The 14,359-nt window shown below is 71.7% G+C and carries 14 protein-coding genes; 8 read left to right on the top strand and 6 right to left on the bottom strand.

The annotated features are described in order from the left end of the window. Positions 1 to 3 precede the first annotated feature (3 nt). Positions 4 to 795, bottom strand: a complete 792-nt coding sequence (locus tag FGW31_RS15740; protein WP_142194051.1) for a Pr6Pr family membrane protein — start codon at positions 793 to 795, stop codon at positions 4 to 6. Between the two features lie 88 nt (positions 796 to 883). After that, positions 884 to 1,810: a metallophosphoesterase gene (locus FGW31_RS15735; RefSeq protein WP_142194050.1), complete on the bottom strand. Its 927-nt coding sequence runs from the start codon at positions 1,808 to 1,810 to the stop codon at positions 884 to 886. Positions 1,811 to 1,941: 131 nt separating this feature from the next. Between FGW31_RS15735 and FGW31_RS15730 the strand changes: the two genes are divergently transcribed. After that, on the top strand, positions 1,942 to 2,406 hold the full coding sequence (locus FGW31_RS15730) for a GatB/YqeY domain-containing protein (RefSeq protein ID WP_142194049.1): 465 nt from the start codon (positions 1,942 to 1,944) through the stop codon (positions 2,404 to 2,406). Between the two features lie 92 nt (positions 2,407 to 2,498). Here the strand turns inward: FGW31_RS15730 and FGW31_RS15725 are convergent, their stop codons facing one another. After that, on the bottom strand, positions 2,499 to 4,772 hold the full coding sequence (locus tag FGW31_RS15725; RefSeq protein WP_142194048.1) for a transglycosylase domain-containing protein: 2,274 nt from the start codon (positions 4,770 to 4,772) through the stop codon (positions 2,499 to 2,501). 427 nt (positions 4,773 to 5,199) lie between these two features. Here FGW31_RS15725 and wblA point away from each other — a divergent pair, with 427 nt between their 5' ends. After that, positions 5,200 to 5,538, top strand: coding sequence for a transcriptional regulator WblA (gene wblA / locus FGW31_RS15715; RefSeq protein ID WP_031115994.1), 339 nt, complete (start codon positions 5,200 to 5,202; stop codon positions 5,536 to 5,538). Between the two features lie 75 nt (positions 5,539 to 5,613). Here the strand turns inward: wblA and FGW31_RS15710 are convergent, their stop codons facing one another. Beyond that, positions 5,614 to 7,275 carry an ArsA family ATPase gene (locus FGW31_RS15710; protein ID WP_142194047.1) on the bottom strand — a complete coding sequence of 554 codons (1,662 nt, stop codon included), beginning with the start codon at positions 7,273 to 7,275 and terminating at the stop codon, positions 5,614 to 5,616. Between the two features lie 94 nt (positions 7,276 to 7,369). Beyond that, entirely contained in the window at positions 7,370 to 8,347 is a 978-nt protein-coding gene (locus FGW31_RS15705; protein ID WP_142194046.1) for an ArsA family ATPase, read from the bottom strand. A 204-nt stretch (positions 8,348 to 8,551) separates the two neighbouring features. On the opposite strand from FGW31_RS15705, the gene FGW31_RS15700 reads away from it, so the two are divergent. The 4 genes from FGW31_RS15700 to FGW31_RS15685 all read left to right on the top strand — a co-directional run bounded on the left by FGW31_RS15700 (position 8,552) and on the right by FGW31_RS15685 (position 11,267). Continuing rightward, positions 8,552 to 8,713 carry a DUF4177 domain-containing protein gene (locus tag FGW31_RS15700; RefSeq protein WP_142194045.1) on the top strand — a complete coding sequence of 54 codons (162 nt, stop codon included), beginning with the start codon at positions 8,552 to 8,554 and terminating at the stop codon, positions 8,711 to 8,713. Further along, entirely contained in the window at positions 8,710 to 9,177 is a 468-nt protein-coding gene (locus FGW31_RS15695; protein ID WP_142194044.1) for a RidA family protein, read from the top strand. The genes FGW31_RS15700 and FGW31_RS15695 overlap by 4 nt, the downstream gene beginning before the upstream one ends. Before the next feature lie 381 nt (positions 9,178 to 9,558). After that, a complete protein-coding gene (locus FGW31_RS15690) occupies positions 9,559 to 10,440 on the top strand; it encodes an NUDIX hydrolase (RefSeq protein ID WP_142194043.1) in 882 nt (293 codons plus the stop codon). After that, positions 10,437 to 11,267 (top strand): MBL fold metallo-hydrolase, encoded by an 831-nt coding sequence (locus FGW31_RS15685; RefSeq protein ID WP_142194042.1) that lies wholly within the window; start codon positions 10,437 to 10,439, stop codon positions 11,265 to 11,267. Before FGW31_RS15690 ends, FGW31_RS15685 begins: the two co-directional genes overlap by 4 nt. A 209-nt stretch (positions 11,268 to 11,476) precedes the next feature. Here FGW31_RS15685 and FGW31_RS15680 read toward each other — a convergent pair whose 3' ends face one another. Next, positions 11,477 to 12,151 (bottom strand): Crp/Fnr family transcriptional regulator, encoded by a 675-nt coding sequence (locus FGW31_RS15680; protein ID WP_142194041.1) that lies wholly within the window; start codon positions 12,149 to 12,151, stop codon positions 11,477 to 11,479. A 334-nt stretch (positions 12,152 to 12,485) separates the two neighbouring features. Here FGW31_RS15680 and nth point away from each other — a divergent pair, with 334 nt between their 5' ends. Continuing rightward, positions 12,486 to 13,559 (top strand): endonuclease III, encoded by a 1,074-nt coding sequence (gene nth, locus FGW31_RS15675; protein WP_142194040.1) that lies wholly within the window; start codon positions 12,486 to 12,488, stop codon positions 13,557 to 13,559. 91 nt (positions 13,560 to 13,650) lie between these two features. Next, positions 13,651 to 14,346, top strand: coding sequence for an NUDIX hydrolase (locus tag FGW31_RS15670; protein ID WP_142194039.1), 696 nt, complete (start codon positions 13,651 to 13,653; stop codon positions 14,344 to 14,346). Positions 14,347 to 14,359 lie beyond the last annotated feature (13 nt).

Here is a 14,359-nt window from a genome sequence, read left to right as displayed (position 1 = left end):
ACTTTAGCCCACCGGTGGCCGGAGACGAAATCCGGTTTTGGGGCGGCGGCGGACCGGGTTCGGGCGGGTGTGGTCCAGGGCGACGAGGAGGACGGCCAGGGCGTAGAGGGCGAGGCCGAGGAGGAGGGCGTTGGCGAGGACGCTCTTGTAGCCGTGCTGGGCGGCGTCGAGGAAGGGATGCAGGTAGCGGTCCGGGGAGGTGGCGGGGAGCAGTTCGCCCCGGGTCAGGGTGAAGGCCAGGTAGGCCAGGGGGTAGAGGAGCCAGGTGGCGGCCTGGCGGAGGTGGGTGCGGGCCGGCGGGGAGAGCAGGAGCCAGTCCGCTGCCGCGGCGAGGGGGAGCACCGTGTGGAGGGTGTGGGCGGCGAGGACGGCCGGCCATGAGGCGTCGGTGGCGCCGGTGACGCCGGTGGTGTCGCCCGGCGTGGAGACGTGCGGGAGGACGTGCTGGACCAGGGCCGCCATGACGACGTACAGCAGGGCGGCGCCCGTGACGGCGCCGGGCAGGGGGTGGCGGGCGCTCCAGGCGCGGCGGGCCGACGCGAGCATGACCACCGCCAGCAGCAGTGTGCTCTGGGTGGAGAAGTGGCTCAGGACGCGCGCCGGGTCGCCGACCAGGAGCTGGACGGTCACCGCGCCGGCCGCCGTCAGTGCCAGGGCCAGGCGGTACGCCGCGGTCAGCGGTCGGCGCACCGGCGGTACGACGGCCCGGGCGGGGACGGCGGAGGGCAGCAGCGCGGGCGTCGTCCCCGGAATCCTGGGGAGGTCCGGGATGTCCCTGGGTATCGGGGCGGTCATGCTCCCCAGCGTGTGGGGGCGGCCCGTGCGGGGCCATGCGGACGGGGCCGAACGGGTTGCCGGGCCGGCGTCCGCGTCCGGCGTCGGCTCAGTCCCGTCCCACCAGCGTCATCAGGGTCGCCTCCGGCGGGCAGGCGAAGCGGACCGGCGTGTAGCGGTTGGTGCCGCAGCCGGCCGAGACGTGGAGGTGGGCGGTGCGGCCCTGCGAGGTGTGCGTGGACAGGCCCTTCACGCGGTCCGTGTCCAGGTCGCAGTTGGTGACGAGGGCGCCGTAGAAGGGGATGCAGAGCTGTCCGCCGTGGGTGTGGCCGGCCAGGATCAGCGGGTAGCCGTCGGCGGTGAAGGAGTCCAGGACGCGCAGGTAGGGGGCGTGGACGACGCCCATCGAGAAGTCCGCCGTGTCCGAGGGTCCGCCGGACACCTCTGCGTACCGGTCGCGCTTGATGTGCGGGTCGTCCAGGCCGGTCAGCTCGATCGTCGTGCCCTCGATCTTCAGCGTGCCGCGGGTGTTGGTCAGGTTGAGCCAGCCCGCCGCGTCGAAGCCGTCCCGCAGGTCCTCCCACGGGTTGTGGATCACGCCGACCGCCGGGGCGTTGCCGTTGAGGCCGTGCCGGCCCTGGGCCTTCTCGATCAGGTAGCGGGCGGGGTTGCGCAGTTTGGGGCCGTAGTAGTCGTTGGAGCCGAAGACGTAGGCGCCGGGGAACTCCATCAGCGGGCCCAGCGCGTCCAGCACCTCCGGTACGCCCTCGGGGTCGGACAGGTTGTCGCCGGTGTTGATCACGAAGTCGGGGCGCAGGCCCGCCAGGGAGCGCAGCCAGCGCTGCTTCTTGCGCTGGCCGCTCACCAGGTGGATGTCGGAGACCTGCAGCACGCGCAGGGGGCGCATTCCGGACGGCAGGACGGGGACGGTGACCCGCCGCAGGCGGAAGGAGCGGGCCTCGAAGCCCGCCGCGTACAGCAGCCCGGCGGCACCGGCCGCCGTGATTCCCAGGGGGATTCCGTATCGCGCGCGCATGCGTCCATCGTGTCAGACCCGGGATGCCCGTACCGCCCCGAGGTCGGCCGGTGGATCACTCCAACGTCCTTTGCCGCACCGGGCCTTAAATCAGCAGGCGTGCTCGTCCCGGTACCTGCGACAATCAAGCCATGACCACGCTCAAGTCGAAGCTGCAGGATGACCTCAACGCCGCGATCAAGGAGCGCGACGAGCTCCGCTCCTCGACGCTCCGGCTGACGCTCGCCGCGATCACCAAGGAGGAGGTCGCGGGCAAGGAGAAGCGCGAGCTCTCCGACGACGAGGTGCAGAAGGTGATCACCCGCGAGGCGAAGAAGCGCCGTGAGGCGGCGGAGGCCTTCGCGCAGGGCGGGCGTCCCGAGCAGGCCGAGCGGGAGAAGGCGGAGGGCGAGGTGCTGGCCGCGTACCTGCCCAAGCAGCTGTCCGACGACGAGCTGGACGCGATCGTCGCCCAGGCGGTGGAGGAGGCCAGGGCCGCCGGTGCCGAGGGGCCGCGGGCCATGGGCGCCGTGATGAAGATCGTGAACCCGAAGGTGGCGGGGCTGGCGGAGGGCGGCCGGGTGGCCGCCGCGGTGAAGAAGCTGCTGGCGGGCTGACCGCGCGGCTGTACGCGTACGACGAACGGCCCCTGCTTTCGCTGCACGAGGTGCGGGGAAAGCAGGGGCCGAGTGCTGTCCGGCCGGGTCGGTCAGCGGCGTCCGCCGTGGCCGTTGCCGTTGCCGTTGCCCTGGATGAAGCCCTCCGGGATGGAGAAGGACGGGTCGGGCTCGGTGCCGCCGTTGCCCCCTCCGTCGCCGCCGCCGATCAGGCCGCCGATGAGACCGCCGTCGCCGTTGCCGTTGTCGTCACGGTCGCCTCCGTCTCCGCCTTCGTCCTCGTCCCGGTCGCGGTCGGCGTCGGGGATGTCGACGAGGGAGAAGGACGGGGAGTCCTTGCCGGACAGGGCGCCGGTCATGGCGTCCCGCCAGATGGGGCCGGGGACGGAGCCGCCGTAGACCTTGTCGTGGGGGACGCCGCCGATGGTGATGCCGACCATCTTGACCTGCTGGGTGGCGCTGCCGACCCAGACCGCACCGGACAGGTTCGGGGTGTAGCCGACGAACCAGGCGTTCTTGCGCTCGTCGGTCGTACCCGTCTTGCCGGCGTTGGCGCGGTCCGTGAGGCCCGCCTCCTGGCCCGTACCGGAGTCGACCACGCCCTGGAGCAGGGTGTTCACCGTGTCCGCGGTCTTCTCGCTCATCGCGCGCGAGCACGTCGACTTGGGCACCTCGAGCGACTTCTGCTGGTTGCCGATCTTCTGCGTGATCGACTCGATGGCGACCGGCGTGCAGTACATGCCCCGGGCGGCGAAGGCGGCGTACGCGCTCGCCATCGTCAGCGGGGCGACGCCCTTGGAGCCGAGGGAGACGGCGGGCACCTCGGGCAGCTTCTCGCCGCTGCCCTGCACCACGTGCAGGCCGTCCGTCATCTTCATCACCGGGCACAGGCCGATGTCGGCGACCATCTGCACGAAGTAGGTGTTGACCGAGAGGGCCATCGCCTCCTTCAGCCGGTACGGGCCGACCTCCGACTCGCTCTCGTTGGGCACGGTCTCGCCCGCCTGGTTCATCCAGGGCTTGCCGCTGCACGTCTGCACGGGATCCGGGTAGGGCATCTCGTACGGCGACGAGTACTCCTGGGTGGGCGGCCGTCCCTCCTCCAGCGCGGCCGCCGCGACGAACGGCTTGAACGTCGAACCGGTCGGGAAGCCGTAGTTGGATCCGCCCATGGCGTGGTTGACCGAGTAGTTGATCTCGGTCTCGTTCTTGCCGTAGCCGTACGGCTTGGACTGGCCCATGCCGAGGATCTTGCCGGTGCCCGGTTCGACCAGGGTGACCGCCGCCGCGACCGAGTCGCTCTGGTCGATGTGGTTCTCGAGCGAGGCCTGGACCGACTCCTGCGCCTGCGGGCTGAGCGTGGTCCGGATGGTCAGACCGCCCTGGTTCCAGATCTTGGCCCGGGCCTCGCGGGTCTTGCCGAAGACCGGGTCGTTCAGGAACACCTCGCGCACGTAGTCGCAGAAGAAGCTCGCGTCGGCGACCGCGGTGATGCAGCCGTTCTTCGGCTGGCTGACGTTCAGGCCGAGCGGGCTCTTCGCCGCCTCGTCGGCCTGCTCCTGCGAGATGTCGCCGACCTCGGCCATGCGCCGGATGACGGTGTTGCGCCGCTTCTTCGCCTCCGCCTCGTCGTTGACCGGGTCGTAGCGGCTCGGTGACTGGACGATGCCGGCGAGGAGCGCGGCCTCCTGGAGGTTCAGGTCCTTGGCGGGCTTGGAGAAGTAGCGCTGGGCGGCCGCCTCGACGCCGTACGCCTGCTGGCCGAAGAAGGTGATGTTCAGGTAGTTCTCGAGGATCTTCTTCTTGCCCAGCTCCTCCTCGACCTGGATCGCGTACTTCAGTTCGCGGATCTTGCGGCCGATGGTCTGCTGGGTGGCCTGGGCGACCTTCGTCGGGTCGTCGCCCGCCTCTTCCACGAAGACGTTCTTCACGTACTGCTGCGTGAGGGTGGAGGCGCCTTCGGAGACACCGCCGCTGCGGGCGTTCTTGTTGAGGGCGCGCAGGACGCCCTTCAGGTCGACCGCGCCGTGCTCGTAGAAGCGTGAGTCCTCGATCGCGACGATCGCCTTCTGCATGTACGGCGAGATGTCCTTGAGGTCGACCACCGTGCGGTCACGCGAGTAGACCGTGGCGATCTGGCCGCCCTCGGCGTCGAGGATGGTGGTGCGCTGACTCAGCGGCGGCGTCTTGAGATTGGCCGGGAGTTCGTCGAAGCTCTCCACGGATCCCTTGGCCGCCAACCCCAGCGCGCCCACCGCCGGCAGTGCGATACCGGCCATGACGGCACCTGCGAGGACACTGACACCGAGGAACTTGGCGGCCTGCTGCGTTGGCGACAGACCACCGCCCGAGCGCTTCTTTGGCATGGGAGCAGCCTACGTTCTCATTCGCCGGACAAGCGTATATGCCTTGGCCTAAGCTGCTCTCAACTGTCACAGCAGTGAGGCCACGTATCAATACGTCCGGCGACCCCGAATCGTTCCGGATCCTCTCGACTTTCTGATCGAGCCGCGTCGAGTGGTGTTGAGTCCGTGTCCGGATCCGCCTCGTGTGTCATGCGGTGCCCGCTGTGACGCGACTGAAGTGACCTGAAACGCCTGGATTGTCGCGCATGTCGTCACCTCACTCCCCCGGGTGATCTGCCGCTTACCCATAGTCCGTTCGGACCATTCAAGATTGGGCCCGCTGGGGGTGTTGCGCTGTGCCCACCTTCCGTAACGTCCTCAACTGGCGGCGGTGAATATGCCGCTGCCGCCGTGGGGGAGCCTCGATTCGGGAGAGGACGGCGCCGGTATGGGCTGGGTTACCGACTGGAGTGCGCAGGCTGCCTGCCGCACTACCGATCCGGATGAACTGTTCGTTCAAGGAGCAGCGCAGAACAGGGCCAAGGCGGTGTGCACCGGATGCCCGGTACGCACGGAATGCCTGGCCGACGCGCTCGACAATCGCGTCGAGTTCGGCGTATGGGGAGGAATGACGGAGCGTGAGCGCCGCGCACTGCTGCGCCGGCGGCCGACCGTGACCTCCTGGCGCAGGCTGCTGGAGACCGCACGGTCGGAGTACGAGCGGGGGACGGGTGTCGTTCCGCTCGACGACGACGAGGTGTACGAGAACTACGCGGCGGTGAGCTGAGGACCCTCGGGGGGTCCTTGGCACCGCCCGGTTCTCGGGCGCTCCGGCAACGGGACGAGGGACCGCATCGACGTATCAGGGCGTTTCGGGCAGCTCCGGCCGGTTGGCCGCGAGTCGGTCGCCGATGTCACGCAACCCCGCGAGGTCGTGCACATCGCCGGGCAGTGCGGCCACCTCGGTGACCGCGACCTCGGGGTGGAGCGCGGTGAAACGGTCACGGGTGCGCCGCTCACGTGAGAGCAGCTGCATCCGCTCGGCGTGCAGCCTCAGCAGGCCCGCGGTGAGCCGGTCGACGGACCGCTCCGCGCCCGCGCCGGCAGTCACATCCGCGTCCGCGCCGGCAGTCACATCCGCGTCCGCGCCGACGGTCACATCCGCGTCCGCGGCCGGGTCCGTGTCGACGTCTCCCTCCGCGCCGGTGTCCACGTTCCCGCCAGTGCCTGCCCCTGCCTCTGCGTCTGCCTCTGCGTGTGCTTGTGCGTCCGGGTCCTGGTTGGCGTTCGCTTCCGTGTGCGCGTGTGCCTCGGTGCCGTCGACGCCCGTGGGCACACCAGGGCCTACGGTCGTGCCGAGGGATGTGTCCGTACCAAGAGTCGTGCCCGTGTCCGTGCCGGTGTCGTCCGCGGTGGCGGGGGAGCCTCCGTCGGGAGCGTCGTCAGCCGGTGCTCCGGAAACGGATTGTTCTGAACTGCCGTACGTGTCGGGAGAGTTACGAAGTCCAGCTTTCCCGCCCTCCTGATCCACAATGCCGGCGTCCTCAAGATTTTCCGCGGCCGTGAGGGCCCGCTCGGCGGAGAGCCCGTCCGCGCCGCTGCCATGGACCCGGTTGAGCACCAGACCGGCCAGCGGCATGTCCTCCGCGGCCAGCCGCTCCACGAAGTACGCGGCCTCGCGCAGCGCGTCCCGCTCCGGGGCCGCCACCACCAGGAACGCCGTACCGGGCGCCTGGAGCAGCTTGTACGTGGCGTCCGCGCGCGTACGGAACCCGCCGAACATCGAGTCCATCGCCGCCACGAACGTCTGCACGTCCTTCAGCAGCTGTCCGCCGAGCACCTTGCCCAGCGCGCCCGTCATCATCGACATGCCGACGTTCAGGAACTTCATCCCCGCACGTCCGCCGACCTTCGCCGGCGCCAGCAGGACGCGGATGAGCTTGCCGTCGAGGAAGGACCCGAGCCGCTTGGGCGCGTCCAGGAAGTCCAGCGCGGAGCGCGACGGCGGCGTGTCGACCACGATCAGGTCCCACTCGTCCCGGGACCGCAGCTGGCCCAGCTTCTCCATCGCCATGTACTCCTGCGTGCCCGCGAAGCCCGCAGAGAGCGACTGGTAGAAGGGGTTGGCCAGGATCGCGGCGGCCCGCTCGGGATCCGCGTGCGCCTCGACGATCTCGTCGAAGGTGCGCTTCATGTCGAGCATCATCGCGTGCAGTTCGCCGCCCGCGGAGTCGTCGATGCCCTTCACCCGGCGCGGAGTGTTGTCGAGCGAGTCGATCCCCATGGACTGGGCCAGCCGACGGGCCGGGTCGATGGTGAGGACCACCACCTTGCGGCCCCGCTCCGCCGCGCGCAGTCCCAGCGCCGCCGCCGTGGTCGTCTTGCCGACCCCGCCCGAGCCGCAGCACACCACGATGCGGGTGGCCGGGTCCTCGATCAGCGGGTCGATGTCGAGGGTGCGGGTGGGGGAGAGGTGGTGAGGGGCCGGGTCGTGGGCCTGCGCCGGTTCCGGACGACGACTCATTGCATCCCCTGCTTCCGGTGTTTCCGGTGCCTGCGACTCGTGACGGGGCCGGTACGGCGGTGACGGTTGCGGACGAGGGGCCGGAGACGTTCGGTCATGAGACGCCCTGTCCGCGCAGCTCCCGGGCCAGTTGGTACAGCCCCGCCAGGTCCATGCCCTCCGCGAGCAGCGGCAACTCGTGCGACGGCACATCGAGGTCCGCCAGCACGGCCCGCTGCTCGGTCTCCAGCGCGTACCGCTCGGCGTACTCCTCCGCCTGCGCGAGCAGCGGGTCCACCAGCCGCTCGGCGTGCCCACCGCGCCGCGCGCCGCCGAGCCCGGCGGACGACAGTGCCCGCGCGACAGAGGAACGAGGGACCGCCGCCACGAGTTCCAGGCCGTCCGCGTCCAGCACCTGCGGCCGCACCATGTTCACGATGACCCGCCCCACCGGCAGCCGCGCCGCACGCAGCTCCGCGATGCCGTCCGCGGTCTCCTGGACCGGCATCTCCTCCAGCAGCGTCACCAGGTGCACGGCCGTCTCCGGCGACTTCAGCACCCGCATCACCGCCTGCGCCTGATTGTGTATCGGGCCGATCCTGGCCAGCCCCGCGACCTCGTCGTTCACATTGAGGAAGCGGGTGATGCGGCCGGTCGGCGGGGCGTCCATCACGACGTAGTCGTAGACGAACCGTCCGCTCCTGTCCTTGCGGCGCACCGCCTCGCACGCCTTCCCGGTCAGCAGGACGTCCCGCACACCGGGGGCGATGGTGGTGGCGAAGTCGATCGCGCCGAGCTTCTTCAGGGCCCGGCCGGCGCCGCCGAGCTTGTAGAACATCTGGAGGTAGTCCAGAAGCGCCAGTTCGGGATCGATGGCGAGGGCGTACACCTCGCCGCCTCCCGGAGCGACGGCGATCTTCCGCTCCTCGTACGGCAGCGCCTCCGTCTCGAAGAGCTGCGCGATGCCCTGCCGGCCCTCGACCTCGACGAGGAGCGTCCGCTTCCCCTCCGTGGCCAGGGCCAGCGCGAGGGCCGCGGCCACCGTGGTCTTGCCGGTTCCGCCCTTGCCACTCACGACCTGGAGCCTGCTCACGTCTTCGAGCCTAATTCCTCGCCGCGCACCCCGGCGGCTCCGGGTGCCAGTTCCCCGGCGTCGCGCCCCGGGCCGGCACGGCGGGCGGGGGCGGGGCCTGGGCGAGGTCCCGGTCGTCCCGGTCGTGGCGGTCTGGCGGTCGTGGCGGTCGTGGTTCGTGGTCGGCCGGTGGGGCGGGCGGCGGCAGCGGCTAGAGTCGGCCGCATGACCAAGTGGGAATACGCGACTGTGCCGCTGCTCGTCCACGCAACGAAGCAGATTCTGGACACCTGGGGCGAGGACGGCTGGGAGCTCGTCCAGGTCGTGCCCGGGCCGAACAACCCCGAGCAGCTGGTGGCCTACCTGAAGCGGGAGAAGCAGGGATGAGCGCCGTCGAGGCGAAGCTGGCCGAACTGGGCCTGAGCCTGCCGGAGGTCGTCCCGCCGCTGGCGGCCTACCAGCCGGCGGTCCAGTCGGGGCGGTACGTCTACACCGCGGGCCAGCTGCCCATGGTGGACGGCAAGCTTCCGCTGACCGGCAAGGTCGGCGCGGAGGTCACGCCGGAGGAGGCGAAGGAGCTGGCGCGCACCTGCGCGCTGAACGCCCTCGCCGCCGTCAAGTCCGTCGCCGGTGACCTGGACCGGGTGGCGCGCGTGGTGAAGGTCGTCGGCTTCGTGGCCTCGGCGTCCGACTTCACCGGCCAGCCCGCCGTCCTCAACGGCGCGAGCGAGCTGCTCGGCAAGGTCCTCGGCGACAAGGGCGTGCACGCGCGCAGCGCGGTGGGCGTCGCCGTACTGCCGCTGGACGCACCGGTGGAGGTCGAGATCCAGGTGGAGCTCACCGAGGCGTAAGCCCCGACACGGGCGCCTGCGTACGTCCGGGTGTGGGCGGAGCGCCTGCGTACGTCCGGGAGTCGGCTGAGCGCCTGCGTCCAGGGCGCAGGTGGAATGCCTGCGTCCAGGTGTGGTGGAGCGGAGTGCCTGCGTCCGGTTGTCGATGGAGCGCCCGCGTCCAGGTGCAGGCGGAGGGGGCGGGCCCGGCGGACGGGCGCCCAGTCGCGCGCCCGCCGGGCAGGCCGCGCGGCCGGATACGCCCGGTTCCGTGGCTCGCGTGGCCGGTCCAGGTGACCGTCCTCCGTGCACCGGCGCGGGCGCCCGTACGTTGCGGTGGTGTGCCCCCGCCCGCCCCGACGGGCACTCGAACATCCGGCCGTCACGGGATAGCCTCCGGCCATGGCGAATGCGCAGGCTGATGGGCAGTGGTACCCGCCGGAGTGGCCGGACCGGATCCGGCCGCTCGCGGACGGCGCCCTCACGCCGGTGACGCCGAAGCGCGCGGCCACCGTCATGCTCCTGAAGGACACCGGCGACGGACCCGCCGTGCACATGCTGCGTCGGCGTACGTCCATGGCGTTCGCGGGCGGCGCCTACGCCTACCCCGGCGGCGGCGTCGACCCGCGTGACGACGACCGGCACGTGCGCTGGGCGGGCCCCACGCGCGCGTGGTGGGCGCAACGGCTCGGCGTGGACGAGACGGCGGCCCAGGCGATCGTCTGCGCGGCCGTACGGGAGACGTACGAAGAGGCCGGGGTCCTGCTGGCCGGGCCGACCCCCGACTCCGTGGTCGGCGACACCACGGGCGAGGACTGGGAGGCGGACCGGGCCGCGCTGGTCGCGCGGGAGACGTCCTTCGCGGAGTTCCTCGACCGCCGCGGACTGGTGCTCCGTTCCGACCTGCTCGGCGCCTGGACCCGCTGGATCACTCCCGAGTTCGAGCCCCGCCGCTACGACACCTGGTTCTTCGTCGCCGCGCTCCCCGACGGCCAGCGCACCCGCAACGCCTCCACGGAAGCCGACCGCACGGTGTGGATCACCCCGCGCGAGGCGGCCGCCGGCTACGACCGGGGCGAGCTGCTGATGATGCCCCCGACCATCGCCACCCTGCGCCAGCTCACCGCGTACAAGGGCGCCGCGGAGGCGCTCGACGCGGCGCCCGCGCGGGACCTCACTCCGGTGCTGGCCACCGCGCGCCTGGTGGAGGACCGCATCGTGCTGTCCTGGCCGGGACACGACGAGTTCACCAAGCACATCCCGACCGGTGGAGGCCCCGCATGACGGACGCAAGCACCCTTCCCGGCCAGCCGCGGGGCGGCGTCCTGTCCGGCCCCGCCACCCGGCGCGCCGTCAACGTGCTCGCCCCCAACCCGTCGGCGATGACCCTGGACGGCACCAACACCTGGATCCTCTCCGAACCGGACTCCGACCTCGCGGTCGTGGTCGACCCCGGCCCGCTGGACGACGGACACCTGCGGCACGTGATCGGCACCGCCGAGCAGGCGGGCAAGCGCGTCGCCCTCACCCTGCTGACGCACGGTCACCCCGACCACGCCGAGGGCGCCGCCCGTTTCGCCGAGCTGACCGGCACGAACGTACGGGCGCTGGACCCGGCGCTGCGGCTCGGCGGCGAAGGGCTGGCCGCCGGGGACGTGATCACCGTCGGCGGGCTGGAGCTGAGGGTCGTACCGGCCCCCGGCCACACCGCCGACTCGCTGTGCTTCCACATCCCGGCCGATCAGGCGGTCCTCACCGGTGACACCGTCCTCGGGCGCGGCACGACCGTCGTGGCCCATCCGGACGGCCGCCTCGGCGACTACCTGGACACGCTGCGCCGGCTCAGGTCGCTCACGGTCGACGACGGCGTCCACACGGTCCTGCCCGGTCACGGGCCCGTCCTGGAGGACGCGCAGGGCGCCGTCGAGTACTACCTCGCGCACCGCGCCCACCGTCTCGCCCAGGTGGAGACGGCCGTCGAGGACGGCCACCGCACCCCGTCCGAGGTCGTCGCCCACGTCTACGCGGACGTCGACCGCTCCCTGTGGCCCGCCGCCGAACTGTCGGTGCGGGCCCAGCTGGAGTACCTCCAGGAGCACGGCATCATCTAGCCACCGGCCACCGGCCACCGGCCACCGGCCACCGGCCACCGGCCACCGGCCACCGCGACCGGCGGTCGGCCGCGGCGGCAGGTGCCCGCCGGTCTTCGGCCGGCCGGGTGTTCAGGCGGGTTTCGCACGCCCGGCGCATCGGGCCTCTCGCACGCCCGGCGCAGGCGGCTGTTCGCACGCCCGGGCGCAGGCGCCCGGGCGGTCGGGTGTCAGCGGGAACGCTTCGCGAGGCGCTCGACGTCGAGGAGGATCACCGCACGGGCCTCCAGCCGGAGCCAGCCGCGCTGGGCGAAGTCCGCCAGGGCCTTGTTGACCGTCTCGCGGGACGCGCCGACCAGCTGGGCCAGCTCCTCCTGCGTGAGGTCGTGCACGACGTGGATGCCCTCCTCGGACTGCACGCCGAAGCGGCGGGACAGGTCCAGCAGGGCGCGCGCCACACGGCCCGGGACGTCCGAGAAGACCAGGTCGGACATCGCGTCGTTGGTCTTGCGCAGGCGGCGCGCGACGGCCCGCAGCAGCGCCGTGGCCACCTCGGGGCGGGCGCTCAGCCAGGGCTGGAGGTCGCCGTGGCCCAGGCCGAGCAGCTTGACCTCGGTGAGCGCCGTGGCGGTCGCGGTGCGCGGGCCCGGGTCGAAGAGGGACAGCTCGCCGATCAGCTCGCCCGGACCGACCACGGCGAGCATGTTCTCGCGGCCGTCGGGGGACGTGCGGTGCAGCTTCACCCTGCCCTCGGTGACCACGTAGAGGCGGTCGCCGGGGTCGCCCTCGTGGAACAGGGAGTCGCCCCGTGCCAGGGTCACCTCACTCATGGAGGCGCGAAGCTCCGCGGCCTGCTCGTCATCGAGCGCCGCGAAGAGCGGGTTCCGCCGCAGAACGTCGTCCACGAGTTCTCTCCTTGTCGACCTGCTCAGGGGATCTTGCTCCCCTACGTACCAGGGGACCTTGGTGCCCATTTTGCCGGACGGTCCAAACAGTGTGATCTGTCACAAGGATGCCGTACAGGCCGGTCGGGGTACGCGGCAGGGGTCCAATTGGACGCCGATCTTCAGGGTCCGGGGCGGATGTCGGTGCCGGGTCGTAGGCTGGCCGGGTGTCCAAATCGCCGGTGAGAGCACAGGCCGAGGGGGCTGCGCGGTGGCAGTACGTCGCGATTCCGCTGTGGGCGAACAGGGCTCCGATGGCGGTAGGAAAACGGCGAGAGCGACAAAGAGGACGCCGGTGAAGAAGGAACCGACGGCCCGCGCGAGCGGGTCCTCCGAGGGCACGACCGCAGCGGCGAAGAAGACGCCGGCGAAGAAGGCCGCGGGGAAGACCGCGGCGAAGACCGCGGCTGCGAAGACGGAGACGTCGTCGGCGAAGAGGACCGCGGCGAAGAAAGCGAAGAAGGCGGCTCCGGCCGGCGGGCCCGCCGCTCCCGTCAAGAAGGCGCCGCTGGCGAAGAAGCCGCTCGTCGTCCCCAAGAAGGCCACCGCGGCCGTGAAGGCGGCCCCCGCGAAGACCGTCGTGAAGCCGGCCGCGAACGAGTCGCGCACCGCGCTGGTCCGCCGGGCCCGCCGGATCAACCGCGAGCTCGCCGAGGTGTACCCGTACGCCCACCCGGAGCTGGACTTCGAGAACCCCTTTCAACTCGTCGTCGCCACCGTGCTGTCGGCGCAGACCACCGACCTGCGCGTCAACCAGACGACGCCCGCCCTCTTCGCGAAGTACCCCACCCCCGAGGACCTGGCCGCCGCCAACCCCGAGGAGGTGGAGGAGATCCTGCGCCCCACCGGGTTCTTCCGGGCCAAGACCAAGTCGGTGATAGGGCTCTCCAAGGCGCTGGCGGAGGACTTCGGCGGCGAGGTGCCCGGCCGGCTCGAGGACCTCGTGAAGCTACCCGGCGTCGGCCGCAAGACCGCCTTCGTCGTGCTGGGCAACGCCTTCGGCCGCCCCGGCATCACCGTGGACACGCACTTCCAGCGCCTCGTGCGCCGTTGGCGCTGGACCGAGGAGACCGACCCCGACAAGATCGAGGCGGCCGTCGGCGCGCTCTTCCCGAAGAGCGACTGGACCGACCTCTCGCACCATGTGATCTGGCACGGCCGCCGCATCTGCCACGCCCGCAAGCCCGCCTGCGGGGCCTGCCCCATCGCACCGCTCTGCCCGGCGTACGGCGAGGGCGAGACGGACCCGGAGAAGGCGAAGAAGCTGCTGAAGTACGAGAAGGGCGGCCTGCCGGGCCAGCGCCTGAAGCCGCCGCAGGCCTACCTGGACGCGGGCGGGCGGCCGGCCCCGCCGCTGGGGGCCGGATGACGGGGCGGCGGCGTGCGCGGCCGCCCGCGGAACGATCTCGGGGCCGCCGGGCGTTGCTCCCGTGGGACCCGGCCGGACGACGGGGGTGGCGATGACACGGACGAGTGGTACCCAGGGCGGCCCGGTGACGCTCAGCACGGAAGGGCTGCCCGGCTGGCTGGACCCGGTGGTCCGCGTGGTGGAGACGGTCGCGCCCGGACAGCTGAGCAGGTTCCTGCCCCCGGAGAACGGCACGGGGCGGCAGTCCGCCGTCCTCATCCTCTTCGGCGAGGGCGAGCGCGGACCGGAGTTGCTGCTCATGGAGCGGGCGAGTTCGCTGCGTTCGCACGCCGGGCAGCCGTCCTTCCCCGGTGGCGCCCTCGACCCCGAGGACGGCGACCCGCAGGGCGACGGCCCGCTGCGGGCCGCGCTGCGTGAGGCACAGGAGGAGACCGGGGTCGACCCGTCCGGCGTCCAGCTCTTCGGCGTGCTGCCGAAGCTGTACATACCGGTCAGCGGCTTCGTCGTCACGCCCGTACTGGGCTGGTGGCGCGTGCCCGGACCGGTCGGAGTGGTCGACCCGAACGAGACGGCGCGGGTCTTCACCGTGCCCGTGGCGGATCTCACCCATCCGGACAACCGCGCGACCGCCGTTCACCCCAGAGGCCATGAAGGCCCGGCATTCCTGGTCGAATCGGCACTCGTGTGGGGTTTCACCGCCGGCGTCATCGACCGGCTGCTGCACTTCGCCGGGTGGGAGCGCCCCTGGGATCGGGACCGGCGGGTCCCGCTGGACTGGAGGGCATGACAGGGTGGGCGCC

The sequence above is a fragment of the Streptomyces calvus genome, assembly GCF_006782915.1.
In the GTDB taxonomy this organism is placed as follows: Bacteria; Actinomycetota; Actinomycetes; order Streptomycetales; family Streptomycetaceae; genus Streptomyces; species Streptomyces calvus.
The sequence above is the reverse complement of the archived record's forward strand: the minus strand, read 5'-3'. Positions and strand labels throughout refer to the sequence as shown.